This window comes from Aliiroseovarius sp. F47248L, from assembly GCF_023016085.1.
Lineage (GTDB): Bacteria > Pseudomonadota > Alphaproteobacteria > Rhodobacterales > Rhodobacteraceae > Aliiroseovarius.
Genome location: NZ_JALKBF010000001.1, coordinates 1,073,451 through 1,088,669 on the forward strand (window position 1 = coordinate 1,073,451; position 15,219 = coordinate 1,088,669).

Annotated in this window: 13 protein-coding genes; 10 read left to right on the forward strand and 3 right to left on the reverse strand. The window is 58.4% G+C overall.

Annotated elements, in window-relative coordinates; genetic code table 11:
* Positions 1–15: 15 nt before the first annotated feature.
* From MWU51_RS05360 to MWU51_RS05400, 9 genes are all read left to right on the forward strand, one after another.
* Complete coding sequence (locus tag MWU51_RS05360; protein ID WP_247035387.1) at positions 16–1,221, forward strand: sugar ABC transporter substrate-binding protein; 1,206 nt, start codon at positions 16–18, stop codon at positions 1,219–1,221.
* 80 nt (positions 1,222–1,301) lie between these two features.
* Positions 1,302–2,402: a sn-glycerol-3-phosphate ABC transporter ATP-binding protein UgpC gene (ugpC, locus tag MWU51_RS05365; protein WP_247035389.1), complete on the forward strand. Its 1,101-nt coding sequence runs from the start codon at positions 1,302–1,304 to the stop codon at positions 2,400–2,402.
* Entirely contained in the window at positions 2,399–3,535 is a 1,137-nt protein-coding gene (locus tag MWU51_RS05370; RefSeq protein WP_247035391.1) for a Gfo/Idh/MocA family oxidoreductase, read from the forward strand. Before ugpC ends, MWU51_RS05370 begins: the two co-directional genes overlap by 4 nt.
* Entirely contained in the window at positions 3,532–4,545 is a 1,014-nt protein-coding gene (locus MWU51_RS05375; protein ID WP_247035392.1) for an SIS domain-containing protein, read from the forward strand. The genes MWU51_RS05370 and MWU51_RS05375 overlap by 4 nt, the downstream gene beginning before the upstream one ends.
* Positions 4,542–5,594, forward strand: coding sequence for a tagatose-bisphosphate aldolase (locus MWU51_RS05380; RefSeq protein ID WP_247035393.1), 1,053 nt, complete (start codon positions 4,542–4,544; stop codon positions 5,592–5,594). The genes MWU51_RS05375 and MWU51_RS05380 overlap by 4 nt, the downstream gene beginning before the upstream one ends.
* Positions 5,591–6,502, forward strand: a complete 912-nt coding sequence (locus tag MWU51_RS05385; RefSeq protein ID WP_247035394.1) for an ROK family protein — start codon at positions 5,591–5,593, stop codon at positions 6,500–6,502. The genes MWU51_RS05380 and MWU51_RS05385 overlap by 4 nt, the downstream gene beginning before the upstream one ends.
* Entirely contained in the window at positions 6,495–7,736 is a 1,242-nt protein-coding gene (locus tag MWU51_RS05390) for a class II D-tagatose-bisphosphate aldolase, non-catalytic subunit (protein WP_247035396.1), read from the forward strand. Before MWU51_RS05385 ends, MWU51_RS05390 begins: the two co-directional genes overlap by 8 nt.
* Complete coding sequence (gene nagA / locus MWU51_RS05395; RefSeq protein WP_247035398.1) at positions 7,733–8,872, forward strand: N-acetylglucosamine-6-phosphate deacetylase; 1,140 nt, start codon at positions 7,733–7,735, stop codon at positions 8,870–8,872. The genes MWU51_RS05390 and nagA overlap by 4 nt, the downstream gene beginning before the upstream one ends.
* 145 nt (positions 8,873–9,017) lie before the next feature.
* Positions 9,018–9,500, forward strand: coding sequence for a fasciclin domain-containing protein (locus tag MWU51_RS05400; RefSeq protein WP_247035400.1), 483 nt, complete (start codon positions 9,018–9,020; stop codon positions 9,498–9,500).
* Between the two features lie 74 nt (positions 9,501–9,574).
* Here the strand turns inward: MWU51_RS05400 and MWU51_RS05405 are convergent, their stop codons facing one another.
* Positions 9,575–10,042: a hypothetical protein gene (locus MWU51_RS05405; protein ID WP_247035402.1), complete on the reverse strand. Its 468-nt coding sequence runs from the start codon at positions 10,040–10,042 to the stop codon at positions 9,575–9,577.
* A gap of 257 nt (positions 10,043–10,299) precedes the next feature.
* On the opposite strand from MWU51_RS05405, the gene MWU51_RS05410 reads away from it, so the two are divergent.
* Positions 10,300–12,183, forward strand: coding sequence for an SLC13 family permease (locus tag MWU51_RS05410; protein ID WP_247035404.1), 1,884 nt, complete (start codon positions 10,300–10,302; stop codon positions 12,181–12,183).
* A gap of 4 nt (positions 12,184–12,187) precedes the next feature.
* Here the strand turns inward: MWU51_RS05410 and MWU51_RS05415 are convergent, their stop codons facing one another.
* Both MWU51_RS05415 and MWU51_RS05420 read right to left on the reverse strand, forming a co-directional pair.
* Positions 12,188–12,973: a carnitinyl-CoA dehydratase gene (locus tag MWU51_RS05415; protein WP_247035406.1), complete on the reverse strand. Its 786-nt coding sequence runs from the start codon at positions 12,971–12,973 to the stop codon at positions 12,188–12,190.
* Positions 12,974–15,004 (reverse strand): acetate--CoA ligase family protein, encoded by a 2,031-nt coding sequence (locus MWU51_RS05420; RefSeq protein ID WP_247035408.1) that lies wholly within the window; start codon positions 15,002–15,004, stop codon positions 12,974–12,976.
* Between the last annotated feature and the right edge of the window lie 215 nt (positions 15,005–15,219).

Genomic DNA, 15,219 nt, shown 5'->3' on the forward strand with positions numbered 1-15,219 from the left:
AAGGGAGAGACCAAAATGAATGTAACCAAACTGTCATTGGCGGCACTGCTGCTGTCAGGCTCGGCGATGACCGCCTCGGCTGATACGGCTGAACTGCACTTCATCATGTGCGGCGGCGAAGTGCGTGAAGCGGATCAAAAGACCGTGGATGAATTTGTTGCCAAGCACGAAGGCGTCACCGTCAATCTGGAAGCCGTGCCATGGGGCACCTGTCAGGACAAGTCGCTGACGCTGGCCGCGGCCGGTGATCCGCCCTCGATTGCCTATATGGGATCGCGCACCCTGCGCCAGATGGCCAATAACGACCTGATTGTTCCGGCTAATATCTCATCCGACACACCCTATCAGGAAGGTGTTTTGAACACTGTCACCATTGAAGGGCAGGCTTGGGGCTATCCGCATGCGTTTTCGACCAAAGCGCTGTATATCAATTGCGGCATCATTGAAGAAAGCGGTCAGGAATGCGTCGCGCCCAAAACCTGGGACGAGATGTATGCCATGGCCAAGGGTGTGGTCGATAACACGGATGCAGCGGGCGTCGGCCTTGCCGGTAAAGACTTCGACAACACGATGCATCAGTTCCTGAATTACCTCTATTCCAACGGTGGTGTGGTAATCGATTCAGCGACTGGCGAAAACAAGCTGGATAGCCAACAGACCCGCGAGACGCTCGAGTTCTATGGCAAGCTGGTGGACGTGGCGCAGGAAGGCCCGACCGCGTGGGAACGTGATCAACTGAAAGACCTGTTCAACGACGGCAAGATCGCCATGTATGTTCAAGGCCCGTGGGGTTATGGCCAGCATAATGAGGACATCAACCAACTGGTTGCCCCCGTGCCCGCAGGCCCGTCGGGTGAAAGCGGCACGATCCTGATCACTGACAGCATCGTTGTTTTCAAAGGTACTGGCCATGAAGAGTTGGCCCATGAGTTGGCACAGATGATCACCTCGGGTGACAGCCAGTATGATCTGGACAGCAGCTGGGGCCTGACACCGATCCTTGATTATGCCGCGCTTGGCAAAACGGATCTTTATTACGAAACCGGCATCTGGCCGAACTTCACCGCGACAATTTCGACTGGCGGACCCGAGCCTCTGGTTGAAGATTTCAAATCGCTTCAGTCGGTGTTCACCAACATGGTTCAAGGCATCATCCTGAAGGATGACACCGTGGACAATCTGGTGACCATTGCGGGTGAAGAGCTGGACGAAGCGCTTTAAGCCAATCCTCCCTGGTTTGGGCAGCGCATGTCGTTGCCCAAACCGCCCCCCTTACGTTTCATCAAAAGGATGCCCAGAGCATGGCGACACTTGACCTGAATGCGATCAGCAAATCCTTTGGCGCAGCCAAGGTGCTGCATGACATCAGCCTTGCGATCGAGGACAAGGAATTCGTTGTCTTTGTCGGTCCATCGGGCTGCGGGAAATCTACCCTATTGCGTATCATTGCCGGGTTGGAAGAGGCCACATCCGGCCAGATCATCATTGGCGGCAAAGATGTCAGCAAAGCGCATCCAGTAGACCGCGGAATCTCGATGGTGTTTCAGTCCTATGCGCTCTATCCGCATCTCAGCGTTTACGAGAACATTGCCTTTCCGTTGCGGGTCCAAAAGATGGACGCAGCAGAGTTGAACAACCGCGTGCAAAAAGCCGCCGCGATCCTGCAACTGACAGACAAGTTGCAGTTGAAGCCGGGGCAGTTGTCTGGCGGTCAGCGCCAACGCGTGGCCATCGGACGGTCGATCGTGCGCAACCCGAAAGTTTTCCTGTTCGATGAACCCTTGTCGAACCTCGACGCCGCGTTGCGCGGCGACATGCGGGTTGAACTGAGCCAGCTTCACCGTGATCTGGACGCTACCATGGTCTATGTCACCCACGATCAGATCGAAGCGATGACCATGGCCGACCGTATCGTCGTGCTGAATGGTGGCCGTGTCGAACAGTTCGGCAGCCCGATGGAGTTGTATCACCATCCTGCAACCAAATTCGTGGCCTCGTTCATCGGCCAGCCCAATATGAACCTGATCCCGGCCAGTGTCGCGGGTGTAGATGCATCGGGCGTGATGGTTGAGCTTGATGGCGGACACCGCATGGCGCTGCCTGTGGCATCCTCCACCGTTCGCAAAGGCGACAAAGTCGAGGTCGGTATCCGTCCCGAACATGTCAACATGGGCGACAGCGGTCTGGACATCTCGGTCAACGTGCTGGAGCGTCTGGGCGGCACGTCAATCACCTATGGAACCATTGGCAATGGCACGCGGTTCTGCGCGGCGCTGCCCGGTGACGCAGCAATTGAAGAGGGCCGTAACCTGACCCTGAGCGTGGCCCCCGAAAACTGCCATGTCTTTGATGCCAACGGCGACGTGTTGCGCCGTCAGGCTGCACCGGAGATGGTTGCATGAAAGTCGTCACCGCTGGGATCGGTCTGCGCGCAGGCCATGTGCTTTCAATCCTGAAAGAAACCATGCCACAGGTCGAGTTTGTCGGGTTCTATGACCCGCAACCGGCCCATCTGGACATGATCGGCACGGATATTCCGCGCTTCGACGATGTGGCTTTGATGCTATCAAAGACGCAGCCTGATCTGTTTTTTGTCGGTTCACCCAATGTCTATCACCTTGAGCATATAAAGCTGGGGCTTGAAGCTGGCGTACGCATTTTCACCGAAAAACCGGTGGTGACGACGCGCGCGGACACGTTCGAACTGGCGCGGCTTTTGGCCGAATATGGCACCGATCAGGTAATGGTTGGGCTGGTGCTGCGCTACTCGCAGCACATGGTCGATCTGCGCGCGGTACTGGACCAGCTTGGGCCGATAACTTCGCTTGAAGCGAACGAACACATTCCGCCCTATCACGGTGCATTTTTCATGCGCGACTGGCGACGCAAAAACGTGTTGTCCGGTGGCTTCATGTTGGAAAAATGCTGCCATGATCTGGATATCTACAACATGGTCACCCGCTCACGGCCTATGCAGGTGGCAAGCTTTGGCGGTAAGAAATCCTTCCTTCCAGAGTTCTCCCCGGCGACCAACACCGAAACCGAGATCGCGCAGCGTAAATCAAGCGTCTGGGAAAGCGCCCCGGACCCTTACAACTCGGATGGAGATATCATCGACTTTCAGACCGCGATTCTGAGCTACGAAAGCGGGGCGTCGATGGCGTTTCACACCAACTTGAACGCCCCTGATGACCACCGCCGGTTCTGTGTGTTCGGCGCTCTGGGAATGGCCGAAGGCGATTTTGTGCGCGGTTATCTCAAGGCGACAGCACGCGACGGAACCATCATTGCGGATCACGACTACACCAAGATGGACAAAAAGCATGCCTCGGCACATTACGGGGCGGATCACATGATGGTGGCCGATATCGCGGAATTTCTGCACGGCAAGACGGACAGCTTGCCCGTCGGTGTTGTCGATGCATTGGAAGCCGGTTTGGTCGCAATGGCGCTGGACGAGGCACGAATAAGCGGCGGCATGATCGATATGCGTGCCACCTGGGAAGAATTTGACAGTTATGGACTACGCACATGAGCATTGAAACGAAGACCCACGGTCATCTGATGGCCTCTGAGAGCGCCGAAGCGATGGACGTATTCTGCCAAACCGCCACCCAAGATGTGGCGGCCGCAGATATGGCAAACGCCCGTGCAATTTATACCGTTGCACGCGGATCGTCTGACGCGGCGGCCAACATTCTGTCCTATGAATTCATGCGCGAAATGTCGGTGCCGGTCACGTCACTTCCTCCGTCGGTGTTTTCGTTGGGCAGAGGGGTTGATCTGAACGGGTTCGGAACCTTGGTGATAAGCCAATCGGGTGCGAGCGACGATCTTGTGCGTGCAGCCCGAGGGGCAGGGGTCAGCGGTGCCAGCGTAGTGGCGATCACCAACCAGCCTGACAGCCCCGTGGAAAGCGTTTCTGCAACCACCGTTCCCATTGGGGCGGGCCCGGAACTGGCGGTGCCTGCGACCAAGACCGTCATCGGATCGGTTGCGGCTGGTATGGCGCTGTTGGGGGGCATTGTTCCTGACTACAAATCCCGTGTTGCAGCGGCTGTTGCGGCACTTTCTGGCCAAACCACTACACATCCGCGCGCCAAGGCGCTTCAGGCAGCACTGTTGCGGGCGCGCAATGTCTATGTGATTGGGCGCGATACCGGTTATGGGGCTGCGCATGAGGTTGCGTTGAAGCTCAAAGAATGCTGCGCCCTGCATGCCGAGGCTTATTCGTCATCCGAAGTGTTGCACGGCCCCTTACAGCTGGCGACCAATCCATTGATGGTGTTGATCCTTGATACTGGCACAGCCCCAACTCAAGACAGTTTGAATCAAGCCGAAGCGCGGTTCAAGAGTGTTGGATGTGATGTGCATCGTATTGCACCGGAGGATCTGGAAGGGCTTGCAGCTTCTGATCTGACCCCTGCAGCGTCGGCTGCCGTGCTTTTGGCAATAATGTATCCGGTTATCCTGAACACCGCACTTGCCTTGGGGTTGGACCCCGACGCGCCTGAAACTTTGTCGAAAGTGACGCAAACAACATGACGCATTCATCGGAAAATTGGGCGACATGGGGTGAAATCCATCGCCAGCCCGCCATCTGGTCTGACTGGAGTAAAGTGCTTGACGTGGATGGGCTGCGTGGCTGGATCGCCGCACAAAACTATGACGAGGTCTGGTTCTGTGGCGCAGGCACGTCGGCCTATATTGGTGATATCATCGCAGCGGGTGTTCCAGGAATGCGCGCGGTGCCCAGCACTGATCTCGTGGCGACGCCGAAAGCGTTTTTGAACAACGTGAAGCCTTTGGTCGTCAGCTTTGGCCGGTCGGGCAACAGCACGGAAAGCATCGGCATGCTGGACGCATTGGACGCGTTGGCACCAGACGCGCCGCGTCTGCACATAACCTGCAACAAGGATGGTGCGCTGGCCACACGTGGCTCGCAAGGGCCGATGAAGGTGATCGTGCTGCCTGAAGCTACCCACGACGCAGGTTTTGCGATGACCAGTAGCTTTTCAACCATGTTTTACACAGCGCTGGCTTTGTTCGATGAACCTTTTGATGTGCCTGCGCGCCTGTCGGCTTTGGCAGGTCAAATGGCGGCGCTTTTGCCACATCTTCGGGGCATCAAGCGCCCTGAACGCGCGGTCTATCTCGGCTCTGGTCCCTTGGCCTATGCCGCACGTGAAGCAGCGTTGAAAGTAATGGAGCTGTCAGCCGGTCAAATTCCCGCTCTTTGGGACAGCACGCTGGGCTTTCGCCACGGGCCAAAATCCTTTGTGACTGATAATACTGCAATCACAGTTTTCACCAGCCCGGATACGCCAACATGTGATTACGATGCGGATCTTGTGGCCGAACTGCGTGCGCAGTTTCCCAAGGCGCGTGTCACGTCGGTTGGACCAAACGGAGATATCGACATCCCGATGCCGTTCGGGCCCATATGGGCCGCACCCCTTTGCGTCGCGCTGGCGCAGATATCTGGCGTAGAATGGGCCAATCAACTGGGTCTTAACGTGGATGATCCGTTCTCGGGGCAAGGCACGCTCAGCCGCGTTGTGTCGGGTGTGAAGCTCTATCCGGTGGCGCCATGATCGCAGCTGGCATTGACCTTGGCGGCACCAAGATCGAGGTGCAAGTGTTCGACGACGACTGGTCGGTCGCACAGCGTCATCGTGTGCTGACCCCCGCCGAATATGAACCGTTGGTTGCAGCCATAGCCGACCAGATCCGCTGGGCGGATGACAAGGTCGGCCAAGCTGTACCGATCGGAGTTGGGGCAGCAGGACTTTTGCACCCCGATACCGGCCTTGCGTTGACGGCAAACCTTGCCGCGTCAAACAAGCCGTTCAAACGTGACATAGAAACCGCCATTGGGCGTCAGATTACTTATGTAAACGATTGCCGTGCGATGGCCCTGTCCGAAGCGATTTTCGGCATCGGCAAGGGTAAACGCACGGTCGTGGCGTTGATCCTTGGCACGGGCATCGGCGGCGGGATCGCTGTGGATGGAACGATCCTGCAAGGTCCTACCCTGACCGGGGGCGAATTCGGCCATACGGCAGCGCCCGCCCATCTGGTTGCCAGATACGATTTGCCGGTTGTGCAATGTGGGTGTGGGCGTATGGGATGTACCGAAACCTATATCGCCGGTCCCGGGATGAACCGCCTGGCCAAGGCATTGACCGGGCAAGATCTAACGCCGCCCGACATTGCGACGCGTCGCACAGGGGACATGGCGCAAGTCTGGTCCGTTTGGTGCGAGATGACGGCCGAACTATTGCATACACTAACAATGACGGTTGATCCCGACCTGATCGTTCTGGGCGGGGGGCTTAGCCGGATTGAAGGTGTCGTTGATGACCTGAGTAACGCCGCGCTCCGCGCGCAAATTGGAACCTTTGGCACGGCAAAACTGGCTTTGGCTGAAGGCGGAGATACAAGCGGTGCACGTGGCGCTGCCTATGCTGCTTGGCAGGCTGAAAGGACAGAAAATGGCTGATCCGCTGCGCGATATCGTGGTTCGAAACAGGGCGGGAGCGAAAGCGGCGATCCCGTCGGTCTGTTCGGCGCAACCCGACGTGCTGCGCGCATCCTTGTTGCGTGCGCAGGCGCTTGACCGCGCCGTGGTGATTGAAGCCACAAGCAATCAGGTCAACCAGGATGGCGGCTATACCGGGATCACTCCGGACGGCTTCATCGGTTATGTCCATGACATTGCAGATAAATCAGGTGTGGACCGCGATCGCATCATCTTTGGAGGTGACCACCTTGGCCCGCAAGCGTGGCGCGTAAGGCCAGCCCAAGAGGCAATGGACAAGGCGCGTGTGCTGGTGCGTGACTATGTAAAAGCCGGGTTTCGCAAGATCCACCTGGATTGTTCGGAAGGCTGTGCAGGCGAGCCTGCGCAACTGGGTGACGAAAAGACCGCAGAACGGTCCGCCGATCTGGCGCAGGTCTGTGTTGACGCTTGTGACAATGCCCTGGATGGCCTTTTGTTTGTCATCGGCACAGAGGTGCCACCGCCGGGTGGCGCGCGCGTGGACGAGGAGGGCGATATTCCCCCCACTGACTCGTCGGCGGCCAAAGCCACGTTGGACGCGCATGCGAACAGCTTCGGCGATATGGCAACCTTGATTGGCGGTCTGGTTGTGCAGCCGGGTGTCGAATTCAGCCCGACTGCCGTACATCACATGCCATTGGAGCGTGATCCCGGCCTTCTGGCCGCGTTGGACAGCTGGTCTGCTGTCTGCCTTGAAGCGCATTCGACGGATTATCAACACCCGGCCGTCTTCCCGCGCCTGGCTGAACTTGGCTTTGCCTTTCAGAAGATCGGTCCCGCCCTGACTTTCGCCTATCGACAGGCGCTTTATGCACTGGATCAGATCTGTGCCGCACCCGGTTCACTTGAAGCTGAAATGGAGAAGGTGATGCTGGCAAACCCCGCCTATTGGCAGGGGCATTATCACGGGGATGCAAAGGCGCTGTATCATCAACGTCATTTCGGGCTGGCCGACCGCATTCGCTATTACTGGCCTGACCCGGCCGCGCAGACGGCGGTGGCCGCGTTGCGAAGCGGGTTTGATAGCCCGATCCCGAACGCAGAGCTGCAAAAGGTGTTCGACGATGACGTGCTGACCCGCGCAGAGCAACTGACGGGCGATCAGGTGCAACGACTGATTGATGCACAGATACAACTTGCACTCGATCCCTATTTCTTTGATGAGGCGACATGATGGACCTCTGGATCACCCCCGACCACTTGTTTGATGGTCGCGATTTGCACAGCGGAAAATCTGTGCGGGTTCACGATGGGCGCGTCGTTGATCTGGCCAATGCACGGACGGATGCCACCCGCGTGCCCGGTCTATTGACGCCCGGTTTCGTGGACTTGCAAGTCAATGGCGGGGGCGGTGTTCAGTTGAACTCGACCCCGACAGCCGAGGGGATGCAGATCATCGCCGATGCTCATCGGACTTTCGGAACGGTCGCTGTTTTGCCGACTGTGATCACCGATAAACCCGATGTAATCGACCGCGCAGCCGATGCTGCCATTGCCGCAAAAGGGCGGCAGGGCATTGTGGGGCTGCATATCGAGGGGCCACATATTGCAATGGAGCGACGTGGCACCCATTCTCCTGACCTTGTTCGTCCACTGGATGCACGCACTATGACCACGGTGACACGCCTGCGCGAGGCCGGTGTCTCTGTGATGATCACGCTGGCCCCCGAGGCCGCGACGCTTGAGCAGATTGACCAGTTGGCGAAGCTAGGGGCTGTCGTTTCGTTGGGCCACACAGATGCGACGGCAGAGATGATGGTAGCTGCCTTCAAAGCGGGAGCAAGCTGCGCCACACATTTGTTCAATGCGATGTCCCCAATGGTGGGACGAGCACCCGGAGCGGTCGGAGCGGTGATCAACTCGACCTGCTACAGCGGGATCATTTGCGACGGACATCACGTGGCGGATGAAATGGTCGGACTGGCCATCCGCGCGCGTCCTGTGTCGGATCGGATGTTCCTCGTATCCGATGCAATGGCCACAGTCGGCGGGCCGGAACATTTCAACCTCTATGGGCAAGACATTACTCTGAAGGAAGGTCGCCTGATCAATGCCGAAGGCAGTCTGGCCGGGGCGCATGTGACACAAGTCGAAGGGGTCAAACGGTTGGTGGATCACGCCGGCACATCGTTGGAGCAAGCCCTGCGTATGGCGACTTCGATTCCGTCGGAGTGTATCGGGCAGCCGGAAATTGGGCGGCTTGAGGGTCGGACAATCGCAGACATGATCCTGCTGGACGATGACCTGTTCTTGACAGGCAATTTAGCGGCGGTCCTTGGCAATCTGAAACGCGCCGCAGCCGCGGGTTGACCGCGTCACTTTGCGCAACAATACCCTGAAACTACTGGGTTTGGGCGTTATTTAGAAAAAATAAACCCTTCCAAAGTGATCCGCGCCGCACCCCTTTCCGTATCCTTCATACAACTACCAACTGGGATACAGAAAAGGATACATCATGCTTCGCAGAACCTTTCTTTCAATCACCGCCGCCGCCCTTATGGCCACTCCGGCAATGGCGGACAATCACTCCATGGACATTGTTGACACAGCTGTTGGGGCTGGCAGCTTCACCACTCTGGTCGCCGCAGTCGAGGCCGCAGGCCTTGTTGACACCCTTAAGGGTGAAGGCCCGTTTACCGTCTTCGCCCCGACGGACGAAGCTTTTGCGGCCCTGCCAGAGGGCACCGTTGAAACGCTTCTGATGCCCGAGAACAAAGATCAACTGACCGCGATTCTGACCTATCACGTGGTGCCCGGCAAAGTAACGTCTGCTGACATTGCGGGTAAAAGCATGGAGGTTGGCACCGTGAATGGCGCAATGGCCATGGTTGATGCTACTGACGGGGTGAAGATCGACGATGCGAACGTCGTTCAGGCAGATATCGAGACCTCGAACGGTATGATCCACGTGATCGACGCGGTAATCATGCCGAAATAAGCCAACCGGCTTTGATCAGGACCCCGGCAGCGATCCCCTTGCTGCCGGGTTTCTAATTTCTTCCTGCGTGCTGATTAGTGATAATCCGTGGCGTAGTCAGGCGCAAATTCGGGTCGAGACTGCAGCTCAGACTGCGTGAGTTGTGCCAGAACAACGGCGTCACCGTTGGCCGGATTTATCACCCTGAATTCTGCGGCCTCAGCAGCCACTCGTTTGACACCTTCGTCATCTGGTTCGGATACCGCAAGCACCATGCCGCGTACATTCCCGTCTGCGCTGACCATCAGTTCTGATACATATCCAGCAACATTGCGGTCGATGTCATAAAGCGGCGCGCCCAGAAGGGGGTTCAGATCGTTTTCATAGATGTTCAACTGATCTGCGACATAGCCAACTGAGGTTGGATTGATTGTGACGGCAGGTGCAAGATCACCGCCCGAAGCTAAGTCAGGCAAGGATTGTAGCGCCATCGCCGACAAGGCCGAGGCTGTTGTGATCGCGAAGGCGATCGGGACCATTTTGTTTGCACGTTTCTGTTTCATACACAGACAACGGCGTGGGCGTTATAAGGTTCCCTCAGGCGGGAAAAATATTACTTAACAAATGGTTATTGCCGGTATGACCCCTTTGCATGATCCCATAGCTGCAAGGAGGTTGTGCGTCGTATCCTTAGCCAAGTGTCACTGTGCAACTCGCGGATTTCCTTTAAAAAATTGATTTTTTCAGGTCGTTCACTCTAAGCTGAAGCATGGCTGACGTTCGCAGCATCTGACCGCGACGCACCAAAAGGGAGGACGGGATGGAGCCGATTGTCTTTTCGCTGGAAATGGGCGTCGTCTGCGCGATGCTGGCGTTTACTGTTTTCCTTTTCGTGTCCGAGATCGTTCGGATCGACCTGGCGGCAATCTTGATCCTCGTCATCCTTGGCATTCTGAGCTACGTCCCTGCCATGTCCAATCTGGCCGAGGTGAACCATTTGTTCGATGGGTTTGCCTCGAACGCTGTGATTTCGATCATCGCGGTGATGATTGTCGGGGCGGGGTTGGACAAGACCGGATTGATGAACAAGGTCGCGGCCACGATTATGAAGCGCGGCGGCGCGACCGAGGCGCGTATTCAGCCCATCGTTGCGGGCACCGTGGGCGTGATCTCCAGCTTCATGCAAAATGTGGGCGCAGCGGCATTGTTTCTGCCGGTGATCAGCCGTATTTCGACGCGCTCTGGCATTCCCCTGAACCGTCTGGCGATGCCGATGGGGTTCTGCGCCATTCTGGGTGGAACGATGACGATGGTTGGGTCGTCCCCGCTGATCTTGCTGAACGATTTGATTGAAACCGCGAATACAAGCCTGCCGGAGGCACAGAAAATGCCAGCCTTCGGCTTGTTTTCGGTCACCCCCATTGGTGCGGTGCTGATCCTGTGCGGTATCCTTTATTTCCTGTTGCTGGGACGTTGGGTGTTGCCCGGAGGTGGGTCGGCCAGCAGTTCATCGGTCGGGCAGGGAATGTCGGCCTATCTGAAGCGGGTCTATGGCATCAAGGCAAATGTATACGAAGTCGATGTGCCTGCGGATAGCCAATTGGTGGGACAGATCCTTGCGGATGTGAACCTTGAGAACAACCTTTATATCATCTCGACTTTCTATCGTGGCAAGACGTCGATGGTGCAGGTGTTGACGGCTGAAATCGCCGCGCCCTGTCGTCTGGCGATCATTGGCAAGAAAACTGTGGTAGAGGCCTTCGCGGAGAAATATGGCCTGTCGATCTTTCCCGAACTGGACGTGTTCGTCGAGGAATTTGCCCCCACCAACGCGGGCATCGCCGAGATCGTCATTCCCCCAGAAAGCAAGCTGGTCGGGAAATCGCCTCGCGAGCTTGTGTTACGCAAGACCTATGGCCTGTCGCTACTGGCCATACACCGTGGCGAGGAAACACTGAGCCACGTGGAAACCGATGAACACAAACCCACGGCCATTGGTCTGGTCGAGTTTCAGGTGGGTGACATGTTGGTCGCCCATACCCGCTGGGACAACCTGACACGGCTGAAAGACGACCGGGATTTCGTCATCATCACTTCGGATTTCCCACAAGAAGAGCTGCGCCCCCACAAGGTTGGTTGGGCGCTTTTGTTCTTCGCCATTTCGATTTCGATGATCTTGTTCACCGACATTCGCCTGTCGCTGTGCCTGTTGACCGGGGCCGTCGGGATGCTGCTGGCGCGCGTGATCTCGATTGACGAGGCATATCAGGCGGTGGGCTGGAACACGGTCTTTCTTCTGGCAAGCCTGATCCCCTTGGGGCAGGCGGTGCAGAACACGGGCACGGCGGAATGGATCGCACAACAGATCCTGACCCTTCTGGATGGCTGGCCGCTTTGGGCCTTACAGACCGGTATCGCGATCCTGTCCACAGCCTTCTCGTTGGTGATGTCCAATGTGGGGGCGACCGTGCTTCTGGTGCCGCTGGCGGTGTCCATCGCGGTTGCCGCCGGGGGAGATCCGGCGCTGTTTGCCCTGACGGTGGCGATCTCCACCTCAAACTCGTTCATCATCCCGACCCATCAGGTGAACGCGCTGATCATGGGACCTGCAGGCTACAAGGTGAAGGACTTTGTCAAAAGCGGCGGGATCATGACGGTGATCTTCCTTGTCGTGTCGCTGGTCATGCTGAACGTGGTGTTCTGAGCCGTCACTTACCCTTCCACACTGGATCGCGTTTCTCGGCAAAAGCGCGCGCGCCTTCCAACTGGTCTTCTGAGCGATAGAGCTTCTCGACCGATTCAAACTGGCTTTTGGTGATCCGGTTCATCGCGTCCTGAAACTTCATGTCTTCGGCCTCGCGCACAACCTCCTTGATCGCGGCATAGACCAGCGGCGGACCCGAGGCGAGCAGGGCCGCCAGTTTGCGAGCCTCGGCCATCAGGTCGGCGGCGGGATAAATGTGGTTGATCATGCCCCAACGCGCCGCCTCGTCCGCATCCAGCCAGCGGCCGGTGAATAGCATCTCCATCGCGATGTGATAGGGGATGCGCTTGGGCAGCTTGATGCTGGCGGCATCGGCGACAGTGCCGGACCGGATTTCCGGCAGCGCAAAGCTAGCATGATCGGCGGCCAGAATGATGTCGGCAGACAGAGCCAGTTCCAGCCCACCGCCGCAGCAAATGCCGTTCACGGCGGCAATGACCGGCTTGTTCAGCCCGCGCAGTTCCTGCAAGCCGCCAAACCCGCCCAGCCCGTAATCGCCATCGACCGCGTCGCCGTCTGCGGCCGCTTTTAGGTCCCAACCAGGGCAGAAGAATTTTTCGCCTGCGCCCGTGACAATGGCCACGCGCAGATTGGGGTCGTCGCGAAAATCGGTGAACACCTCACCCATGATACGGCTGGTGGCAAGATCAATGGCGTTGGCCTTGGGGCGGTCCAGCGTGACCTCAAGCACATGGCCGTCGCGGTGGGTCTTGATGGGGGTGTCGGTCATTCAGATGTCTCCTGTGCGGATAAGGGCGTCGGCGGCAATTGCGCCATCTGGCGTAACGATCAGTGGGTTGATCTCAACCTCGTCAGCGGGTGTTGCCATCACATGGGCCTGCACGGCCATCACATTGTCAAGCACGGCCTCGATATCGCCGGCGGGCGCGCCGCGGAATCCGCGCAGCAGCGGTGCGATGCGAAGGCACATAAGGGCTGCATGAATATCCTCGCGGGTGGACGGCACCAGCAGCGACTGGCTGTCTTGCAGGATTTCCGTCAACACACCCCCTGCAGCGAGCGTCAGAACAAAGCCATGCGCAGGGTCGCGGGTGACGCCGATCAACAGCTCAACAATGCCGCCGGCGATCATTTCCTCGACCAGAAAGCTCTCGCTTTGCATGGTGCGCGCAGCCTCGGCGACGTGGGCCGCGCTTGTCAGGTTCAGCCGGACCGCACCTGCCTCGGACTTATGCGCATGTCCTTCGCCTTTCAGAACCACGGGGAAGCCGATCTCGTTGGCCACGGCGGCGGCCTCTTCCGGCGATCCGGCAGGGCGCGACTGTGGGACACGCACGCCATGCGCCGCCAAAGACCGTTTGGCGTCCCGTTCCGTCAGCACGCCGGGTCCCTGAGACGGGCCAAGAAAAATTGGTGCCGGGTCGCGAGGGTCGTGCCCAAAGGTCGCGGCCACCTCGATCGCGTCAATCGCATGGTCCAAACCGCTGAGCGGCACAATCCCCTTGGCACGCAATCGTTGCGCGACCGCCTCCGGCATTGTCTCTGGCAATGACGAGACAATGCCCATCGGCACGCCGCTGGTATCACGTGCCCGCTCGACCGCCTCGATCACCAGATCCCAGGCTGCCGACGTGCAGCGGTCGGAGCGCGGAAAGTCCAGCACGACCATGCCGAACCCAAGATCGGCGCGCATCATGGCGGTGAATGTGTCCGTCATCGCCTGAAGATTGCCCCAGATATAGGTGTGGTAATCCAAGGGGTTGGCCAGCGCCACCATAGGGCCGAGAGCCGTGCGCAGCGCGGCGGATTGCGTGGGGGTCAGCGCTGGAAAGCTCACATTCCTGCCATGCGCGCTGTCGGCCACAAGACTGGCCTCGCCGCCTGAACAGGACATCGAGGCAATCCGGTTTGATGCAAGCGGCCCCACGGTATGAAGCAGTTTCAGCGTCTCAAGAAAGGCCGGCAGAGAGGAGACTTGCCCAATCCCCAACCGCGCCAACAAGGCCCGCGCGCCCACGTCACTGCCTGCAAGCGACGCGGTGTGCGAGATCGCGGCTGTCCGTGCGTGATCGGATCGACCCACCTTGAGCGCAACGATGGGTTTGCCAAGTGTGTGGGCCTTTGCAGCCAAGGCCTCCAGCGCGCGAAGATCACCTACGCCCTCGATATGCAGACCCAGGGCGGTCACGCGGGCATCGTCCAGAAGCGCAGATCCAATCTCGGCCAGCCCGGTCTGCGCCTGATTGCCAACCGTCACCACATAGGCAATCGGCAAGCCGCGCGTCTGCATCGTCAGATTGATCGCAATGTTCGAGCTTTGAGTGACCAGCGCGACACCCGTGTCGCAGGGTAGCCCGCCATGCTGATCCGGCCACAGGATCGTCCGATCAAGATAGTTGAGATAGCCGTAACAATTGGGGCCAACGATGGGCATGTCGCCCGCCGCCGACAGCAGTTTCCCCTGCATATCCGCACCGTCATCGCTTTCCGCAGCCGCCTCGGCAAACCCGGATGCAAAACAGATCGCACCACCTGCACCGCGCGCGGACAGGGCGGCGATCACCTCGACTGTGGCGTGGCGGTTGATACCTACGAAGGCTGCGTCAGGGGGGGCAGGCAACATGTCCATCGAGGCGAATGCCGGCAGGCCGCAGACGCTCGGAAGTGTTGGGTGGACCGGCCAGATCTGTCCCGTAAAGCCGAGCTTCTGGCATTGGCCGATTACTTCGGCACACCACGTGCCGCCACCGATGACAGCGATGGTGCGCGGCCGGAAAAGGCGTTCAAGATCACGCGGCATGACCCGGACCCGACCATTTGGCCGTCAGAGCGGATGGGCGAGGGGGTAAGGGGCGCTGCCCCTCTTGACCTTCGGCCAATTCACCCCGGGATATTTGAGGCCAGAAGAAACAACGAATTGTTAACCAGTTTCGGTCAATGTCGGATCGCGGTACAGGCGGGGACGCCGATGACCGCGCCAGGAGAAGCACGATCAGTTGCTTCAGCGCGCGGGGG